The sequence below is a fragment of the Vreelandella songnenensis genome (assembly GCF_003002925.1).
GTDB lineage: Bacteria > Pseudomonadota > Gammaproteobacteria > Pseudomonadales > Halomonadaceae > Vreelandella > Vreelandella songnenensis.
The window spans coordinates 927,323-945,566 of record NZ_PVTK01000001.1 but is presented as its reverse complement, the minus strand read 5'-3'; the positions used below and the strand labels follow the sequence as shown (position 1 = coordinate 945,566).

The 18,244-nt window shown below is 63.7% G+C and carries 17 protein-coding genes; 4 read left to right on the top strand and 13 right to left on the bottom strand.

Features of this window, described 5'->3' with window-relative positions; translation table 11 throughout:
* Positions 1-12: 12 nt before the first annotated feature.
* The 7 genes from ubiE to B0H98_RS04135 form a co-directional block, all read right to left on the bottom strand.
* Positions 13-768, bottom strand: a complete 756-nt coding sequence (gene ubiE / locus B0H98_RS04165) for a bifunctional demethylmenaquinone methyltransferase/2-methoxy-6-polyprenyl-1,4-benzoquinol methylase UbiE (protein WP_106373780.1) — start codon at positions 766-768, stop codon at positions 13-15.
* Between the two features lie 191 nt (positions 769-959).
* A complete protein-coding gene (locus tag B0H98_RS04160) occupies positions 960-1,355 on the bottom strand; it encodes a gamma-butyrobetaine hydroxylase family protein (protein ID WP_106373779.1) in 396 nt (131 codons plus the stop codon).
* Between the two features lie 107 nt (positions 1,356-1,462).
* On the bottom strand, positions 1,463-2,785 hold the full coding sequence (gene hslU / locus B0H98_RS04155) for an ATP-dependent protease ATPase subunit HslU (RefSeq protein WP_106373778.1): 1,323 nt from the start codon (positions 2,783-2,785) through the stop codon (positions 1,463-1,465).
* 9 nt (positions 2,786-2,794) lie between these two features.
* On the bottom strand, positions 2,795-3,328 hold the full coding sequence (gene hslV / locus B0H98_RS04150; RefSeq protein WP_106373777.1) for an ATP-dependent protease subunit HslV: 534 nt from the start codon (positions 3,326-3,328) through the stop codon (positions 2,795-2,797).
* 146 nt (positions 3,329-3,474) lie between these two features.
* Positions 3,475-4,209, bottom strand: a complete 735-nt coding sequence (locus B0H98_RS04145) for an SPOR domain-containing protein (RefSeq protein WP_106373776.1) — start codon at positions 4,207-4,209, stop codon at positions 3,475-3,477.
* A gap of 3 nt (positions 4,210-4,212) precedes the next feature.
* A complete protein-coding gene (gene argS / locus B0H98_RS04140; RefSeq protein WP_106373775.1) occupies positions 4,213-5,898 on the bottom strand; it encodes an arginine--tRNA ligase in 1,686 nt (561 codons plus the stop codon).
* A 224-nt stretch (positions 5,899-6,122) separates the two neighbouring features.
* Positions 6,123-8,342, bottom strand: coding sequence for a primosomal protein N' (locus B0H98_RS04135; RefSeq protein WP_106373774.1), 2,220 nt, complete (start codon positions 8,340-8,342; stop codon positions 6,123-6,125).
* A gap of 149 nt (positions 8,343-8,491) precedes the next feature.
* Between B0H98_RS04135 and rpmE the strand changes: the two genes are divergently transcribed.
* Together rpmE and B0H98_RS04125 are read left to right on the top strand one after the other, a co-directional pair.
* Positions 8,492-8,707 (top strand): 50S ribosomal protein L31, encoded by a 216-nt coding sequence (gene rpmE / locus B0H98_RS04130; RefSeq protein WP_106373773.1) that lies wholly within the window; start codon positions 8,492-8,494, stop codon positions 8,705-8,707.
* 317 nt (positions 8,708-9,024) lie between these two features.
* On the top strand, positions 9,025-10,296 hold the full coding sequence (locus tag B0H98_RS04125) for a malic enzyme-like NAD(P)-binding protein (protein WP_106373772.1): 1,272 nt from the start codon (positions 9,025-9,027) through the stop codon (positions 10,294-10,296).
* An 80-nt stretch (positions 10,297-10,376) separates the two neighbouring features.
* On the opposite strand, the gene B0H98_RS04120 is transcribed toward B0H98_RS04125, so the two are convergent.
* A complete protein-coding gene (locus tag B0H98_RS04120) occupies positions 10,377-11,204 on the bottom strand; it encodes an acyl-CoA thioesterase (RefSeq protein WP_106373771.1) in 828 nt (275 codons plus the stop codon).
* Positions 11,205-11,308: 104 nt separating this feature from the next.
* Between B0H98_RS04120 and tadA the strand changes: the two genes are divergently transcribed.
* Together tadA and B0H98_RS04110 are read left to right on the top strand one after the other, a co-directional pair.
* Entirely contained in the window at positions 11,309-11,761 is a 453-nt protein-coding gene (gene tadA / locus B0H98_RS04115) for a tRNA adenosine(34) deaminase TadA (RefSeq protein ID WP_208623581.1), read from the top strand.
* Positions 11,762-11,817: 56 nt separating this feature from the next.
* A complete protein-coding gene (locus B0H98_RS04110) occupies positions 11,818-12,345 on the top strand; it encodes a sterol desaturase family protein (RefSeq protein ID WP_106373769.1) in 528 nt (175 codons plus the stop codon).
* Here B0H98_RS04110 and crtB read toward each other — a convergent pair.
* From crtB to fni, 5 genes are read right to left on the bottom strand one after another with little or no spacing between them, the layout of a single operon-like run.
* Complete coding sequence (gene crtB / locus B0H98_RS04105) at positions 12,284-13,210, bottom strand: 15-cis-phytoene synthase CrtB (protein WP_106373768.1); 927 nt, start codon at positions 13,208-13,210, stop codon at positions 12,284-12,286. The two genes, B0H98_RS04110 and crtB, sit on opposite strands and share 62 nt — an antisense overlap.
* On the bottom strand, positions 13,207-14,691 hold the full coding sequence (locus B0H98_RS04100) for a phytoene desaturase (RefSeq protein ID WP_208623574.1): 1,485 nt from the start codon (positions 14,689-14,691) through the stop codon (positions 13,207-13,209). The genes crtB and B0H98_RS04100 overlap by 4 nt, the downstream gene beginning before the upstream one ends.
* Positions 14,681-15,859: a lycopene beta-cyclase CrtY gene (gene crtY, locus B0H98_RS04095; RefSeq protein WP_106373767.1), complete on the bottom strand. Its 1,179-nt coding sequence runs from the start codon at positions 15,857-15,859 to the stop codon at positions 14,681-14,683. Before crtY ends, B0H98_RS04100 begins: the two co-directional genes overlap by 11 nt.
* A complete protein-coding gene (locus B0H98_RS04090) occupies positions 15,856-17,133 on the bottom strand; it encodes a glycosyltransferase (RefSeq protein ID WP_106373766.1) in 1,278 nt (425 codons plus the stop codon). The genes crtY and B0H98_RS04090 overlap by 4 nt, the downstream gene beginning before the upstream one ends.
* Positions 17,130-18,173: a type 2 isopentenyl-diphosphate Delta-isomerase gene (fni, locus tag B0H98_RS04085; RefSeq protein ID WP_106373765.1), complete on the bottom strand. Its 1,044-nt coding sequence runs from the start codon at positions 18,171-18,173 to the stop codon at positions 17,130-17,132. Before fni ends, B0H98_RS04090 begins: the two co-directional genes overlap by 4 nt.
* Positions 18,174-18,244 lie beyond the last annotated feature (71 nt).

Genomic DNA, 18,244 nt, shown 5'->3' with positions numbered 1-18,244 from the left:
GGTACTGCAAGGTCATAACTTGATGCCGCGGTGCAGCGCTACGATGCCGCCGGTCAGGTTGGTGTACTCCACCCGTTCAAGGCCTGCGGTTTCCATCATCGCCTTGAGCGTTTCCTGGTCCGGGTGCATGCGAATCGATTCGGCCAGATAGCGGTAGCTTTCGCCGTCACCGGCCACCAGTTCGCCCATGCGTGGCAGCAGGCGGAAGGAGTACTCATCGTAGGCCTTGGAAAGCAGCGGGTTGTTGGGCTTGGAGAACTCCAGCACCAGCAGCCGGCCGCCTGGCTTGAGCACCCGTGCCATGGAGCGTAGCGCGGCGTCCTTGTCGGTAACGTTGCGCAGGCCGAAGGCGATGGTGATGCAGTCGAAGCTGTTATCCGGGAACGGCAGGCACTCGGCGTTGGCCTGAACGTACTCGACGTTGCCGCCTACACCATTATCGATCAGCTTGTCGCGGCCCACCTTGAGCATCGAGGCGTTGATATCGGCCAGTACCACCTTGCCGCGCGGGCCTACCAGGCGCGAGAACTTGAGCGTCAGGTCGCCGGTGCCGCCGGCGATATCCAGCACGTGATGGCCGGGGCGCACACCGGCGCGCTCGATGGTCATCCGCTTCCAGACCCGGTGAATGCCCATGGACATCAAGTCGTTCATGACATCGTAGCGGGCGGCAACGGAGTGAAATACGTCGGCAACCCGGGAGGCTTTCTCGTCGACCGGTACTTCCTGGTATCCAAAATGGGTAGTGCGCTTTTCCGTGGGGCTCATGGGGCTCTGGCTCCCGAGTTCGAGGCGGTAACAATCGACCGAATGGTCGCCGTGTTAAAAGGTTGCCGATATTGTAGCCTTGTCTGGCCCAATTTGTCTGCGCCAGAGCAGGCGCGCCTCACTATGGCGACTGAAAAAGCATAGCGACTGAAAGAACGGCGCGACGCACGTTAGCGATGGGTGGCCCAGCGTCACAGCTGCTTGAAGTGAATGCCGGCAGGCTCTCGCGAAGCGCCAGCGTCTTCAAGCCGCTTGAAATAGTTATCCCAGTACGCCTGTTGATGGGTGGCAAGCTCCAGCAGGTAGTTCCAACTGAAAAGACCGCTGTCGTGGCCGTCATCGAAATAGAGCTTTAGCGCATAGTTGCCCGCCTGGGTAATGTTCTCAAGCCCGACGTGCTTCTTGCCTACCTGCAGGACGGCGCTGTCGCCACCGTGGCCGCGCACTTCCGCTGACGGAGAGTAGACCCGCAGGAGTTCGACCGGCAGCCGGTAGGTCTCGCCGCTTGAGTAGCCAAGTTCCAGCTCGCGCGACTGCTTGTGGTAGTGAACCCTGCTGGGGATAGGGGCGGGAGTAGGGGCGTTCATGAGTGCATTACCTCGAGACGATAGACGGTAAAAGGCAGCTTGCCCCGCGATTCATGCCGTAGCAAGCGCGCGGTGGCAAACTGCCTTGACCGTACCGGTTGGCAGGCCTACAGAATGTAGCGTGACAGGTCTTCGTCGACGGCCAGCTCGCCAAGCTGAGCGTTGACGTAATCCGCATCGATGGTCAACGGGCTATCCATGTCGCCACCCTTGAACGAGGCCTCTTCCAGCAGGCGCTCCATCACGGTGTGCAAACGCCGCGCGCCGATGTTCTCGGTGCCTTCGTTGACCTGCCAGGAGATCTCGGCGATACGCTCGATGCCGTCCGGGGTGAATTCGATATCCAGCCCTTCGGTGGCCAGCAGCGCCTGGTACTGCTTGGTCAGTGAGGCCGAAGGCTCAGTCAGAATGCGCTTGAAATCATTCGGAGTGAGCGCATCGAGCTCGACGCGAATCGGCAGGCGGCCCTGAAGCTCCGGAATCAGATCTGACGGGCGCGACAGGTGGAAAGCGCCGGAGGCGATGAACAGGATATGGTCGGTCTTGACCATGCCGTACTTGGTCGACACGGTAGAGCCTTCGATCAGCGGCAGCAGGTCGCGCTGCACGCCTTCGCGGGAGACTTCGCCGCCGCTGGACTGGCCGCTGCCCTTGGCCACCTTGTCGATCTCATCCAGGAACACGATGCCGTGCTGCTCGACGGATTCAACCGCACGCGCCTTGATCTCGTCTTCGTTGACCAGCTTGCCCGCTTCTTCGTCGCGCAGCAGCACCAGGGCTTCCTTGACGGTAACCCGGCGCTGTTCGCGTTTCTGCTGGCCCATGCTGGAGAACAGACTCTGCAGCTGGTTGGTCATCTCTTCCATGCCCGGCGGGGTCATGATGTCCACGCCCTGGCCCTGGGAGAGCACTTCGATGTCGATCTCTTTATCGTCGAGCTGGCCTTCGCGCAGCTTCTTGCGAAATGACTGGCGCGTGCTGCTATCTTCGCGCGGCTTGTCTTCCTGGCCGCGGGGCGGTGGCAGCAGGGCGTCGAGCACGCGATCTTCCGCGGCGTCTTCAGCGCGGTGGCCGACCTCTTCCTTGGCGTGCTCGCGCACCATCTTGATGGCCGCTTCCATCAGATCACGAATGATCGACTCGACGTCGCGGCCAACATAGCCCACTTCGGTGAACTTGGTGGCTTCGACCTTGATGAACGGCGCCCGGGCAAGCTTGGCCAGGCGGCGGGCGATTTCGGTCTTGCCCACGCCGGTGGGGCCGATCATCAGAATGTTCTTGGGGGTCACTTCCGGGCGCAGATCATCATCGAGCTTCATGCGGCGCCAGCGATTGCGCAGCGCAATCGCCACGGCACGCTTGGCATCCTGTTGGCCGATGATGTACTGATCGAGTGCATGAACAATTTCGCGGGGTGTCATCTGAGTCATACTTCAACCTCAACGTTCGTTGGTATCAAGCTCTTCGAGCGTCACGTGGTGATTGGTGAATACGCAGATGTCACCAGCAATTTGCAGCGATTTCTCGGTAATTTCGCGCGCCGACAGTTCGGTGTTTTCAAGCAGCGCCCGGGCGCTGGCCTGAGCAAAGTTGCCGCCAGAGCCGATGGCGATGATGCCGCGCTCGGGTTCGACCACGTCGCCGTTGCCGGTAATGATCAATGATGCGCTGTGATCCGCCACGGCCAGAAGCGCCTCGAGCCGGCGAAGCGCCCGGTCGGTACGCCAGTCCTTGGCAAGCTCGACGGCGGCCTTGGTCAGGTGGCCCTGGTACTTCTCGAGCTGGGCTTCGAAGCGCTCGAACAGCGTGAACGCATCGGCCGTGCCGCCGGCAAAACCGGCCAGCACCTTGCCACGATAGAGGCGGCGCACCTTGCTGGCGTTGCCTTTCATCACGGTATTGCCAAGCGATACCTGGCCGTCGCCGGCCAGAGCGACCTGATTACCGCGACGTACGGATACGATAGTGGTCATGGAGATGACTCCTTTGGGGAGGCTTGCTCCCGGTAACTGTTCGGCCGCCGGATGAACGAAAGAGCGGCCGCTTGCAGACGATGGACAATAAAATGCGGGCGGCTGATAAAAAATCAACCGCCCGCCGGGTAACGCATGCCGCTTTATCAGTTTTGCAGCTGGATCAGCAGAGGCTCGATACCCTGAGTGGTCATCAGATCCTGAGCGCGGTTCAGCTCGCGGGTGTCCTCATAAGGCCCCACCTGAACCCGGTGCCACGTATCGCCTCCGGCCTGAACTTCGCTGATATGGGCCAAGAGACTCAGGTTGCGCAGCCGGCCGCGCAGCTGTTCGGCGTCCCCCAGTTCCTTGAACGAGGCGGCCTGCAGCATGTAGCGGTTGGGCGAGCTGGCCGCGGCGGGCGCTGCCTGCGGCGCGGCGCTGGCCTGCTCTTCAGGGCGCGTGTTGGCCGCGATCACCTGAGCAATCGGATCATCATCGCCGGTTTGCGCGTCATCGGAGGCGTCCGCCGCCTGCTCGGCAACTTCAGGACGGGTAACGTTGGAGGGCAGCGTCACCCCCGGCGCAATGACCTCGGTTTCCGGCAGCAGCGTGTAGAACTCGAAGGTGGGCATCGATGGCTGGCTGGGCGATTCGTTCTCGCGGGCGGCGGCGCGCTCGGCGCTCTCCGGCTTTGAAAGCACCGTGGCCTGAGGCTGGTCGCTGGGCGCGTCCTGCCAGGGCGCGGTACCGTGCTGATGCTGGGCGAGGAAAAAGCCTGCCGCCATGCCGGCCAGACCCCACATCCAGCCGGGCAGGCGAAAACCGCTGCCGGATGAACGGGGAGCCTTGCGCTGCGACGTAGCGCCGCGGCGAGAGGGCTTCTTGCGCGGGCTGGCCATGAATTACATCTCCTCGGGGGCGCTGACGCCCATCAGGTCCAGCCCGTTACGCAGCACCTGGCGGGTAGCCAGGCCAAGCGCCAGGCGAACGTTGCGCAGGGTGTCGTCATCGACCATGACCTTGACCGCGTTGTAGCAGGTGTGGAAATCACCGGCCAGGTCGAGCAGGTACTGGGCCACCTGCTGGGGTTCGCGGTTCTTGGCCGCGTTCTGGACCACTTCCGGGTAGCGTGCCAACCGGTTGAGTACGGCTTTCTCCTGGTCGCTGTCCAGCAGCGCCAGGTTGGCAAGCGCCACGGCGTGGTCGAACGGCTGGTCGGCGGCTTCCGCCTTGCGCAGCATGCTGCTGACCCGGGCATGCGCGTACTGGATGTAGTACACCGGGTTGTCGTTGGACTGAGAGCGCGCCAGGTCGATATCAAAGGTCAGCTGGGAGTCGGCGCGGCGTGCTGCCAGGAAGAAGCGCGTGGCATCGCGGCCCACTTCATCGATCAGGTCGCGCACCGTGACGTAGCTGCCAGCTCGTTTGGAGAGCTTCACCTCAACGCCTGAGCGCGTGACCATCACCATCTGGTGCAGCACGTAGTCCGGCCAGCCCTTGGGAATGCCCACCTCCAGCGCCTGAAGCCCTGCACGAACCCGGGTGACGGTGGAGTGGTGGTCGGCGCCCTGCTCGTTGATCACCGTGGTGAAGCCGCGCTGCCACTTGTTCAGGTGATAGGCCACGTCGGGCAGGAAGTAGGTGTAGCCGCCTTCACGCTTGCGCATGACGCGGTCCTTGTCATCCCCGAAGTCGGTAGTGCGTAGCCACATGGCACCATCTCCTTCATAGGTATGGCCGTTGGCAACGAGCTTTTCGACCGTCTCGTCCACCTTGCCATCCTCGTACAGCGAGGACTCGAGGAAATAGACGTCAAACTCGACGCCAAAGGCCTTGAGGTCCAGGTCCTGCTCGCGGCGCAGCCAGGCCACGGCGAACTCCTGAATGGCATCCAGATCGTCCGGGTTGGCCTTGGCGGTGACTTCGCGGTCGTCGGCGGTGACGGTCTTGCCGGCCAGATAATCATTGGCAACATCGGTGATGTATTCACCGCGGTAGCCGTCTTCCGGCCAGCTGGCATCGTCCGGGCCCAGACCCTTGGCGCGCGCCTGCACCGAACGCGCCAGGTTGGCGATCTGCGCACCCGCGTCGTTGTAGTAGAACTCGCGGGTAACGTCGTAACCCGTAGCTTCCAGCAGGCGGCTCAGGCAGTCGCCAATCGCCGCCCCCCGGCCGTGGCCTACGTGCAGCGGGCCGGTTGGGTTGGCAGAAACGAATTCGACCTGCACCTTCTCGCCGCGGCCGATCAGGCTGCGGCCAAAGGCGTCGCCTGAGTCCAGCACTTGAGCGACGATCTGCGCGGCCGCATCGGCGGCGGCAAAGAAGTTGATGAAGCCGGGTCCGGCGATCTCGGTTTTCTGGATGGCGTCACTTTGGGGCAGCGCAGCAATCAGCGTCTCGGCAAGCTCCCGGGGATTCTTGCCCGCCGGTTTTGCCAGCATCAGTGCCAGGTTGGTCGCGTAATCGCCGTGGGCCTTGTCTTTGGTGGGGTCAACCTTGATGGTGGGCTGAAGGTCAGCGGGCAGCACGCCTTGGTGCTTGAGCGCGTCTACCGCGCCGGTGAGCAGGGAAATAATCGTGTCTTTCATATCGGTATCCGGATAACGTCGGTGGCGGCGTGTGCAGGCAGGCACGACTGGGCGGGCCCAATCTTGGGCGCTTATCTTGGCGCTTTGCCCAGACCCAGGTGCATCAGCAAAGCGGCCATTATCAGCATTTGGCGCGCAGTTTCAAAGCGGTTGATGCGATCAGGCCGCAAGTAGTCTTGGCGGGGCAGGCCTTGTGGCACGGTTTTCGAGGGCTTCCGTCAGGATCAGCTCAGGGTCTGCGGGTCGATGTCGATCGACCAGCGCACCTTGCGCGCCTCGCGGTTGGCTTCCATCCACTGCACCAGCCAGCTGGCCGCCAGGTGCAGCTGGCTGCGCTTGCCGGCGGCCAGCATCAGGTGAATGTGATAACGGTTCTGGCGCCGCTCCATGGGGGCAGGCACAGGGCCCAGGCAGTGGGTGGCAAGCGTCGACTCTTTCAGCCATTGACGAAGCGCCTGCCCCGCCTGCTGGGCAAGCGCCAGTGCGGCTTCTTCCCTGGGGCTTTCAATGCGCAAAAGCGCCATGAAGTTGAACGGCGGCAGCTGGGCCAGGCGACGCTCTTCCAGCAGATTTCTGGCCAGCGCCCCATAGCCCTGCTCGGCGAGTTGGCCCAGGTGCGGGTCATCCGGGTGCAGGGTCTGCACCAGCACTCGGCCCGGGTCGGCGGCGCGGCCCGCCCGGCCCGCTACCTGCTCCAGAAGCTGGGCGCTGTGCTCAAGAGCGCGGAAGTCGGCGGCGTAGAGCCCGCCATCGGCATTGATCACCACCACCAGGGTCACGTGGGGCAGGTGGTGCCCCTTGGCGAGCATCTGCGTGCCCACCAGCAGGCAGGGTTCGCCGCGCTGAATCTCCTTGAGAATCTGCTCGAAACTGTCTTTCTTGCGCGTGCTGTCGCGGTCGATGCGGTGTACCGCCACCTTGGGGAAAAGGCCCTGCAGTGTTTCCTCGGTACGCTCGGTGCCTGCCCCGAGCGCGCGTAAATCGCCGCTGCCGCACTCGGGGCAGGCATCCGGCAGCGCCCGGCGGCTGTCGCAGTGGTGGCAGGCGAGCAGCGGCGGTTGGCGGTGCAGCGTCATGCGCGAATCGCACTGGCCGCACTCGGCTATCCAGCCGCAGGCGTGGCAGGCAAGCGTTGGTGCAAAACCGCGCCGGTTGATAAAGATCAGCACCTGCTTGCCGGCGGCCAGGGTCGACTTGATCGCCTTGATGGCGCCGGGCAGCAGGCCGCCTTGACGACGCTGGTGGCGCAGGTCGATCAGCTCGAGCTTGGCCGGCTGATGGCGGCTTGGGCGCTGGGTCAGGCGCAAGTGGCGGTAGCTGCCGGAGAGCGCCTGCTGCAGGCTCTCGAGCGAAGGCGTGGCGCTGCCCAGCAGCAGCGGAATGCCGTGGTAATGGGCGCGGGCCACGGCCAGGTCCCGAGCATGATAGCGCAGGCCGTCGTGCTGCTTGTAGGAGCCATCGTGCTCCTCATCGACAATGATTGCGCCAGGTTTGGCAAGCGGGGTGAAGATCGCCGAGCGCGTGCCGATGATGATCAGCGCCCGCCCACTGGCGGCGGCTTCCCATACGTCCAGCCGTTCAGGGTCGGTCAGGCCCGAATGCAGGGCGACCACCGGGACGCGAAAGCGGCTTCTAAAGCGTGCCAGCGTCTGCGGGGTCAGGCCGATCTCGGGTACCAGCACCAGCGACTGCTTGCCCTTGGCGGCCACCGCTTCGATAAGCTGCAGATAGACCTCGGTCTTGCCGCTGCCGGTGACGCCTTCAAGCAGGCAGGGGTGGTAGCTATCCAGCTTCTCGTGCAGCGCTGAAAGGGTCACCGCCTGTTCGCGGTTGAGCGGCAGGGCAGGGGCGGCCAGCAGGTTGCCGCTTGGTGGCTCGGGGGCGGCCAGGGTGATTTCCCGCTGATGGGCCAGACCCTTTTTCATCAGCGCGCTGAGCTGCTCGCGGCTGAAACCGTGGGCGCTGACGGCGCGGGTAGGCAGGCCATGGGGGTGCTGGCAGAGCAGCGCGTAAAGTTCGGCCTGCTTGGGTGCACGGTTCAAGTCCGGCTGTATCTGCGTATTGGCAAGCCACAGCATTTGCGTGCGTCCGGCCATGGGGTGGCCCTGGCGCAGCCTGGCGGGCATGGCGTGATGCAGCGTATCGCCCAGGCTGTGCTGATAGTAGCGGGCAGCAAAGCGGCACAGCCACAGCCAGTCCTTGGGTAGCGGCGCATCATCCAACGCTTCAATGACGGCGCGCAGCTGGCTCAGCGGAAGCTCGCTCTCCTTGACCACTTCAACCACCACGCCCACCACGTCGCGCCGCCCAAAGGGCACGCGCACACGAAGCCCCGGCTGCCAGCCGCAGGGGGGAGCGCTTCGTGCTGGCAGGTAGTCGAACAGGCGGCGCAGCGGGGACGGCAAGGCGATTTTTAGCACCTGCAAAGAAACAGTGTCAGGCAATTGGCCTCCGGCAATAAGTTTTGCTAAAATATGCGTCCGCTCAGAATCTATACGATCGGGCGGTTAACCGGTTAGCAGTTTTTTCCAAACCCGTATGCGGTGCCTGGCAGCGGATCAGGTGGCGGCATATAGCTTGAGAGGTCATCACGATGAAACAAGGTATCCACCCGAATTACAACACGGTCACCGCCAACTGCTCTTGCGGTGCTAGCTTCCAGGTTGGTTCTACTTCTGGCCAGGATTTCTCGCTGGACGTATGCTCCAACTGCCACCCGTTCTACACCGGCAAGCAGAAGCAAGCGACCACTGGTGGCCGCGTAGAGCGCTTCAACAAGCGTTTCGGCGCTGCTGTCAAGCGCGGCTAATCCCTCACCGGATCAGCCTCTGCGCACACGCTTTGTGTGTCGTAGAAAAACCCACGCCACGGCGTGGGTTTTTTATTGCCTGAAAATTGGAAGGAATTTCCACAAATGCTGCGCTACAGCAATAAGCAAACCGTTATAGCTAGAGAGCGCTTGCATAAGATTCAGCAAATGGCTGTTAAAAGTAATCAACGTGAAGGAAAATTCGCGAAAAGGCGGGTTTTCTATTTGAGTTGACGGCACGCTTGAGGCGCCCGGTATTTTTCTATATTCTGAAAGGACTTATCTGTTTTACTACTTTAGGCTAATTGGACGCGACCATGACGGATGCAAACAAGCAGGCAGCGCTGGATTATCACGCAAAACCGATCCCCGGTAAGCTCTCCGTGGAGCTGACCAAGCCCACCGCTACCGCACGGGATCTGGCGCTGGCGTATAGCCCGGGCGTTGCCGAGCCGGTTCGTGAAATCGCGCGTGAAGCTGAAAATGCCTACCGCTATACCGGCAAGGGTAACCTGGTCGCCGTCATTTCCGACGGTAGCGCCATTCTGGGCCTGGGCAACCTGGGGCCGCTGGCCAGCAAGCCGGTCATGGAAGGCAAGGGCGTGCTGTTCAAGTGCTTTGCCGGTATCAACTCGGTGGATATCGAAGTTGATTCCGAAAGCCCGCAGGCGTTTATCGACACCGTTGCCCGCATTGCCGATACCTGGGGCGGCATCAACCTTGAAGATATCAAGGCGCCGGAGTGCTTTGAAATCGAGAAAGCGCTGATCGAGCGTTGCAGCATCCCCGTCTTCCACGACGACCAGCACGGCACCGCCATCGTTACGGCGGCCGGTATGCTCAATGCGCTGGAAATCGCCGGCAAGTCGATCGAGAACGTCAAGATCGTCTGCATGGGCGCCGGGGCGGCGGCGATTGCCTGCATGCGCCTGCTGGTTTCCTGCGGTGCCAAAAAAGAGAACCTGGTGATGCTGGATCGGCGTGGCGTTATCCACACCGGCCGTGACGGCATCAACGAGTACAAGGCCGAGTTTGCCCTCGATACCCAGATGCGCACGCTGGATGACGCCATCGACGGCGCCGATGTGTTCATCGGCCTGTCCGGCCCCGGCCTGCTGTCCGCCGAGCAGGTCAAGAAGATGGCCGCTGACCCGGTGATCTTTGCCTGCACCAACCCGGACCCGGAAATTCACCCAGACGTTGCCCGCGAAGCGCGCCCGGATGTGATCATGGCCACTGGTCGCTCGGATTTCCCCAACCAGGTCAACAACGTGCTGGGCTTTCCGTTCATTTTCCGCGGGGCGCTCGATGTGCGCGCCACGCGTATCAATGAAGCCATGAAGCTGGCTGCGGTACACGCCTTGAAGGATCTGGCCCGCGAGCCGGTGCCCCAGGAAGTACTGAGCGCCTACGAGCGCACGGAAATGAGCTTTGGCCGCGAATACATCATCCCCACGCCGGTGGATATCCGCCTGCTGGAGCGTGTCTCGTCGGCGGTGGCCCAGGCGGCGGTGGATTCCGGTGTGGCGCGCAAGCCTTACCCGGCGCACTACCCGCTGAAGACGATCAATGACGTCTACGGCGGCTGATCGTCTCGCTTGAAAGCTGCACAACGCCCGCCCATGCTGCGGGCGTTGTGCTTTCTGGTCGTGGTGTGTAGCGCTTGCTGTCAGCGAATGGGCTCATCGTGCATGCGGGTCAGCCCTTCCTGGGCGGTGGAGGCAATCAGGCGCCCATCGCGGCTGTAGATATGCCCTCGCGCCAGCCCGCGCGAGCCGCCCGCCCAGGGCGAGTCGATCACGTATAAAAGCCACTCGTCCAGGCGGGTGTCCTCGTGAAGCCACAAGGTGTGGTCCAGGCTTGCGATGCGCAGCTTCGGGTCGGTAAATTCGATCCCGTGGGGCAGCAGGCTGGTGGTCAGCAGGTTGAAATCCGAGGCGTAGGACAGTAGATGCCGATGCAGCGCCGGGTCGTCGGGCAGGGTGCCGGAAAAGCGGAACCACAGACACTGCCCTGCCGGCTCGCCGTGGCCCGGATTGCCCTTGATATGCAGAAACTCGATCGGATGGCCGGGAAAGCGTGCATGCTTGGCCGCGCCGCTTTCGATCAGCGCTTCCGGGGCGGCTACCTCGGGCATGGCGCGCTGATGCTCGATACCTTTTTCCGGCGCGTGAAACGAGGCGCTGCAGAAAAAGATCGGCCGCCCTTTCTGAATCGCCGTGACGCGGCGCGTGGTGAAACTGCCGCCGTCGCGTACGTTATCCACCTGGTACACCACCGGGCGGTGGGGGTCGCCGGGGCGCAGAAAATAGCCGTGCTGAGAGTGCGGGCGGCGCTCAGCGGGTACCGTGCGCGAGGCGGCGGCCAGCGCCTGCCCAAGCACCTGGCCGCCATACAGCTGAGGAAAGCCTAAGTCCTGGCTCTGGCCACGAAACAGCGTCTCTTCGAGGGCTTCGAGCTCAAGTAAATTTACTAGCGTATTCAGCGCGTCGGTCATTCTGGGTATCCTTGGGCTATCCAATGCGGTCCATGATGGCGGGCTAGCGCCTGCGGCAGAGCAGCCGCGCACAACATTTTGCTACCTTAGCGGAGTTTGCCTTGATACGCAGCGATGAATTTTACATGCACCGTGCCCTTGAGCAGGCGCATCTGGCAGCCGCGGCGGGCGAAGTGCCGGTAGGGGCGGTGGTGGTCAGTGCCGACGGCGAGATTCTGGCGGCCGCCCACAACGCCCCGGTGGCCAGCTGCGACCCAAGCGGTCATGCGGAAATACGCGCCCTGCGTGAGGCCGGGCAAGCCTGTGGCAACTACCGGTTGGAGGGCTGTACGCTGTATGTCACGCTGGAGCCCTGCATGATGTGCGCCGGCGCCATGGTGCATGCGCGGGTCAAGCGCCTGGTGTACGCCGCCGCCGAGCCGCGCACCGGCATGGTGGAATCCAAGGCCAATCTGCTTGCCCAGCCGTGGTTCAATCATCAGGTGGAGGCGAGCGGTGGCGTGCTGGCGCCGGCGTCCAAAAAAATCTTGAAAGCGTTTTTTGCCGCAAGGCGCTAGGCTTGTTCGCAACGGCCTGGCGTTCAGGCGCTCACTAGACGTGGCGTGGAGACAATATGCTCGTAGTGTGGAATATCTTGATCGTCCTGCTGACGGTGGCCGGCATGGAGCTTTTTGCAACTTTTGCCCACAAGTACATCATGCACGGCTGGGGGTGGGGCTGGCACCGCTCTCACCATCGGCCGCGTAGCGGATGGTTCGAGCGTAATGACCTGTACGCCGTGGTGTTCGCGGTGGTTGCCATCGCGCTGATCGCACTCGGTACGGCGGGCATGTGGCCGCTGCAGTGGATCGGCGCGGGCATGACCGCCTACGGCGCAATCTACTTTATCGTGCACGACGGGCTGGTGCACAAGCGCTGGCCGTTTCGCTATATTCCCCGGCGCGGCTACCTGAAGCGCCTGTACAAGGCTCACCGGCTGCACCACGCGGTCAAGAGCCGTGAGGACTGCGTGTCGTTTGGCTTTCTCTACTCCCCGCCGGTGGAAAAGCTTGAGGCGACGCTGAAACGCCGCCAGTCTGCTACGCCGGGCGCTGCCAAAGGCCCGGGGGACGCGGCGCCGGTGACGCCACGCGAGAGCTGAGCGCCAGCGCGCTACCCTTGGCCAGCAGCGCGAGCTTTTCCTGGCGGCTGGTGCTCTGGCGTTTGTCCCAGGCGTGCGCCCCGGCACGCTGCACCTTCAGGCCAATCCGGCGGTAGACCCCATGGGCCGTGGCAATCGCCCAGGCCGAACGTAGCGAAAGCCCGCCAAGCCCAGCCTTTGCAGAGGCGTAATAGGGTTCGGCTTCGCTGACCAGGCGCTCGGCAAGCCGTGCGACCTGAGGTCGAAGCGCTGGGTCACTCAGCGTTTCGACCGTCAGCCCCTCTTGTGCAAGCCAGCTTGCCGGCAGGTAGCAGCGCCCGGCCTGGGCGTCCTCGACGATATCCCGGGCGATATTGGTGAGCTGAAACGCCAGGCCCAGATCGCAGGCGCGATCCAGCACTTGCTCATCACGCACGCCCATCACCTGCGCCATCATCAATCCCACCACGCCCGCCACGTGATAGCAGTAGCGCAGCGTATCCTCAAAAGTGGCGTAGTGCTCTTCGCGTACGTCCATGGCAAAGCCTTCCAGGTGCTCGAACGCCCGCCTGGGGGGAATGGCGTGCTTGAGGGCGACTTCCTGAAACGCGGCAAAGGCGGGTGACTGCATGGGCTCACCGGCATAGGCCTGGCGGGTCTGTGCTTCAAGGCCTGCCAGGCGCTCCTGCGCGTCGGTAGTGCTGGCAGCACCGGTATTGAAGCCCAGCGTCTGGTCGTCGATCACATCGTCGCAGTGGCGGCACCAGGCGTAGAGCATCAGCGCGCTGCGCCGAGTGTCGGCATCGAACAGCTTGGCCGCCGTATCAAAGCTCTTGGAGCCAACGGCCATGGTGCGAGTGGCGTGGTCAAGAAGCGGCTGGTTCATGGGGCCAACTGCTCTACCATCAGCCCGGCGGTGGCCTTGGCCGAACCGATTACGCCCGGAACCCCCGCGCCGGGGTGCGTGCCGGCGCCCACGAGGTAGAGATTGGCAATGCGGCTGTCGCGGTTATGCGGGCGGAACCAGGCGCTCTGGGTGAGAATGGGTTCGATGGAAAACGCCGAGCCCTGGTGCGCGCCCAGCTGGTCGCGAAAATCAAACGGCGTGAACATCCGGTGAGTCACCAACTGCTCGCGAAGCCCGGGCATGTAGTGCGCCTCCAGGTAGTCGAAGATACGCTCGCGCAGCCGCGGACCCTCCACTTCCCAGTCAAGATCCGCGGTGCCCAGGTGCGGTACGGGAGCGAGTACGTAGTAGCTGCCGCAGCCCGGGGGCGCCAATGAGGGGTCGGTGACGCAGGGCGCATGCAGGTAGAGTGAGAAATCCTCGGCCAGGGCGTCGCTGTTGAAGATATCGTCGATCAGCTCCTTGTAGCGCGGCCCGAAGCAGACGGTATGGTGGGCCAACTGCTCATGATGATGGTTGAGACCAAAATAGAGTACGAACAGCGAGTTGCTCATGCGCTTGCGCTTGAGCGAGGTGCTGCGTTTGGCGCCTACCGGATGATGGCCGAGCAGCTTTTCGTAGGTGTGCACCACATCGGCGTTGGAGGCCACGGCGCTTGCTTCGATGCGCCGCCCGTCGGCCAGTTTTACCGCCTTCAGGGTGTTGTCCTCGGCCTCGAGCTGCGTGACCTCGGCATTGAGCTCGATCTCGCCGCCCAGATCCTCAAAGAGTTTGACCATGCCCTGCACCAGCGCGCCGGTGCCACCGCGTGGAAACCAGACGCCCCATTCGCGCTCGAGCGCGTGAATCAGCGTGTAGATGGAGGAGGTGGCAAACGGGTTGCCGCCGACCAGCAGCGAGTGAAACGAGAACGCCTGGCGCAGATGGTCATCCTCGATGAACTTGGCAACCATGCTGTAGACGCTGCGCCAGGCCTGCAGGCGCGCCAGCTGCGGTCCGGCGCGCACCATGTCGCGAAACGACAGAAACGGTACGGTGCCAAGCTTCAGATAGCCCTCCTTGAACACCGCCTGGGAGTAGCTTAGAAAGCGCCGGTAACCCTCTACATCGGCCGGGTTGAACTGGCCGATCTGCTCCTCCAGGTGCGCCTGGTCGTTGTCGTAATTGAAGACCTTACCGGACTCCCAGCACAGCCGGTAGAAGGGGGTGACCGGCATCAGCTCGACGTACTCTTCCAGGCGTTTTCCCGCCAGGGTAAAAAGCTCCTCGATGGCGCTCGGGTCGGTGATCACCGTGGGCCCGGCATCGAAGGTGAACCCCTGATCCTGATAGACGTAGGCGCGCCCGCCGGGCTTGTCGCGCTGCTCAAGAATCAGGGTGGGGATGCCCGCCGCCTGCAGGCGGATGGCCAGAGCCAGGCCGCCAAAGCCTGACCCGATTACGATTGCTTTACTCATCATGAAAGGCTCGCAGCCGAGGAGTTTGTTTGAGAACCGCCTGTAAGGCTTCGCCTACCGGTACCGGCGGCTTGCCCGTCAATATTCGCGCCTGGTCGGCAAGGGTCAGCCGGCCGGCATAAAAGCGTGCTATCAGGCCATCGTTCAGGCCGTAAAAGCGCTGCATTACCTGCCAGCGCCTGTCGTCGGGGCCGGCCAGAAACAGCATGCGGTTGAGCATGCGAAAAAAACGCTGCTGCCGCCAGCACTGCCTGGCATAAGCGTGGATAAGGCGATACAGCGATGGCGGCGTAAGACGGGTTTGTTCAGCGATCATGTCGGCAAGCGCCACTGCCAGCGGCAGCGAATAGCCGGTGGTCGGATGAAACAGCCCGCCGCGCAGGCCGCTCTGGGGTAGGCCTTGGGCCGCCTGCCAGAATGCCTTGGGGTCGCCGGTCAGGGTGATCGGCAGGTTACCCTGCTCTTCGCGCTGGAGAGTGCCAAGCGCCCAGCCCTGCGCCTTGGCGTAGTGGGCAATGTTTAGCCGTGCCCGGTCATGATCAAGTGTGGCCCGGTCGATATAGTGGGTGTCTTCGATCAGCAGCGCCGTGGCCGTCAGTGGCAGCGTGTAGACGAACCGGTAGCCGCCTTGCTGGTCCACGGTGGCGTCCATCAGCCGCGGGCGGGTCAGCCCGTGCGGGCGCTCGAGCTGCCACTGCTGGCCGAAAAACGCCTGAAGCCCGATAGCCAGGTGCGGGCTTGGCCGGTAACCCCGCCCGTCGATCACTGCCCCCGCATTGAAGCAGCGGCCATCCTCCAGGGTAACCGAGGTGGGGGTGAGCGTAATGACCGGCGCGTTCGTGACAAGACGCTCGCCAAGCGCCTGGCGGATGACCTCGGCAAAGCGCTCGGAGGTGACGCTTGCGTAGCCGCCGGCCACGGTGCGGGCAAGCGCTGGAAAGACGACGTCGTAATCCGGCCAGCGGTGAGCCACCAGCGGAGCAATCCAGGCGTGCTGGTCGGCGCTCAGGTCGCCCGCATGAAACGACCAGGTATGGTTGCCACCGGGCGTGGCGCCCGCTTCGAGCAGCAGGACCTTGAGTTCGGGCTGGCGCTGGTGCAGGCGCAAGGCTATCAGGCCGTTGGCTAGCCCTGCGCCTACCAGGATGAGATCCCACCGTGTGTCGCTCATGCGGCCTCCGCGAGTACCGGGCGGCGCTCGCTGAGCGCCTGCTCGGCAATGCGCGCCGCCTTTACCGCGCCGCCCGCCTGGGTGAGCGTAGCGTGCATGGCGCGCAGGCGCAGCCGATAGATATCGTTATTGAGCAGGCCGCTCAACCGCTTGGCCAGGGTAGCGCTGCCAACAAACCGAGAGGCGCTCTGCCCGATACCGTGATGCACGATGCGCGCGGCGACGCCGGGCTGGTCGAACGCCAGCGGCACGACCAGCATGGGCGTGGCACTGTGAATGGCATCGACCACGGTATTCAGGCCTCCATGGGTAATCACGGCGCGGGCGCTTGAAAGCACCGCGCGCTGGTCGGCGAAGTCGGTCACCCAGGTGGTGCCGTAACGCTCGAGCCGGGCCGCTTGAGCGGCGTCCAGCCCGCCGCAGTGGGCGATCAACAGCGGCATTTCCAGGCGCTGGCAGGCCTTGGCGATGTTACGAAACAGCGCGTAGCGGTGGCCCTGCAGCGTGCCGAGTGAGGCAAACACGAACGGCCTGGGCGGTATCGTGGCCGGCGCTTCTTGACCGCTACCCGGGCTTTCATCGCGCAGCGGCCCTACCGCATGAAAGCAGCCGGGCAACGCTGCCCGCGGGAAGTCCAGCGAAGGCGGAGTCTGGCTGATCTGGGCAAGCGTCGACAGGCACTCGTGCAGCGAATGGCGCGGCGCAAGCCCCAGGCGCCGGGCGTGATGGTCGATCACTCGGGCGTGGCGGCGCATCAGCCAGTCGTAGATTTTCTCGCTGGCGTCATAGCGGTGGCGGGCCTGGGCACTGGTCGAGTAGGCAAACGGCATGACCGGAAGCGGCAACCCCCGCTCGCGATTGACCGGCAGGGCGCAGGCGACAGACACGTAGGGTAGCCCCAGGGCGTCGGCTACCAGCCCGCCGGCGGCCTCCATCTGATCGACAATCAGGCCATCGACCTTGAGCGCCTCAAGCGCGCCGGGCAGCTCGTGGCAGAGCATATCGGTCGTGGCGGCCAGATCGTCGATCAGCCGGAAAAGGCCCAGGCCCGAGGGACGGGCGGTCAGTGCCAGGGTGGCCGCCAGGCTGCCCGGGGCAAGGCGCGTTTCACCCAGCGGATAAAAACCGATGCGCGGGTCGTCAAGCAGGCCGCGCGCTTCGAACTGCTGCACGAAGGTAACCCGATGGCCGCGCTCGAGCAGCTGGGCCGCCAGAGCCTGAAGCGCCTTGACGTGGCTGTAAAGCGGCGGAGCGACTACCGCGTAGTGGCTCATGCACCATCCTCGATACGCCGCAGGACCGCGTGCCTGAGCGCGGTCAAATCAGCGCTTCCGGTGCAGAAACAGGCGACCCGCAGCTGTTCGATCACGATCTGGAAGTGGTCGATGACGGCGTCGAGCGAAGTGGTAGCGCTGTGCAGGGCCGCCGCCGCCTGGCCCACCAGGTCAGCACCCAGGCACAGCGCCTTGGCCGCATCAATGCCGTCATTGATACCGCCGGAGGCGATCAGCGGCATGGCAGGCAGCGTTCGGCGTACCTCGCACAGCGCCTGGGCGCTTGGAATGCCCCAGTTGGCAAACGCCATGGCGACGGCACGCTTTTGCGGCGTGCTGGCGCGCTCACCTTCAACCGCCGCCCAGCTGGTGCCGCCGGCGCCAGCGATATCCAGCATGGCAACTCCCGCTTCCTGAAGCTGGCGGGCAACCGTTGCGGAGAGCCCGGCGCCTACTTCCTTGACCACTACCGGTGCGCCGAGTGAAGCCGTGACGCGCTCGATGGCCGCGAGAATGCCGCGCCAGTCGCGGTCGCCGCCGGTCTGCAGGGCCTCCTGCAAGGGATTGAGGTGAATGATCAGTGCATCCGCCTCGACCATTTCCACCGCGCGCCTGGCGTAGTCGGTGCCGTGCTGGCCGGTAAGCTGGGCCGCACCCAGGTTGGCCAGCAGCGCAATATCCGGGGCAAGGGCGCGCAGCTCGCGGGTCAGACCCCAGTTGGCGTCGCTTTCAAGCGCTACCCGCTGGGAACCGACGCCCATGGCCAGGCCCAGTGTCTGCGCCGCTTCGGCCAGAAACCGGTTGATGTCGTTGGCACGGCTGGCGCCACCGGTCATGGAGCTGATCAGAATCGGCGCCTGCATGGCCCGACCGAAAAGCGATGTACCCAGGTCAATGCTGTCCAGGTCGAGCTCCGGCAGCGCGCAGTGCTCAAAGCGCCAGCGCTCGAACCCGGTGCGGGTTTTCTGCACGGCCAGCGCCGGGTCGAGCACGATATCCAGATGGTCGTTCTTGCGCTGGGTCAGCTCTGACTCCTGCATTGTCACTCCCTGAACTTGAGTATAAGAATCTGAGTATAAGCGCCTGGACCGATGCACCCGGATAAAACGTC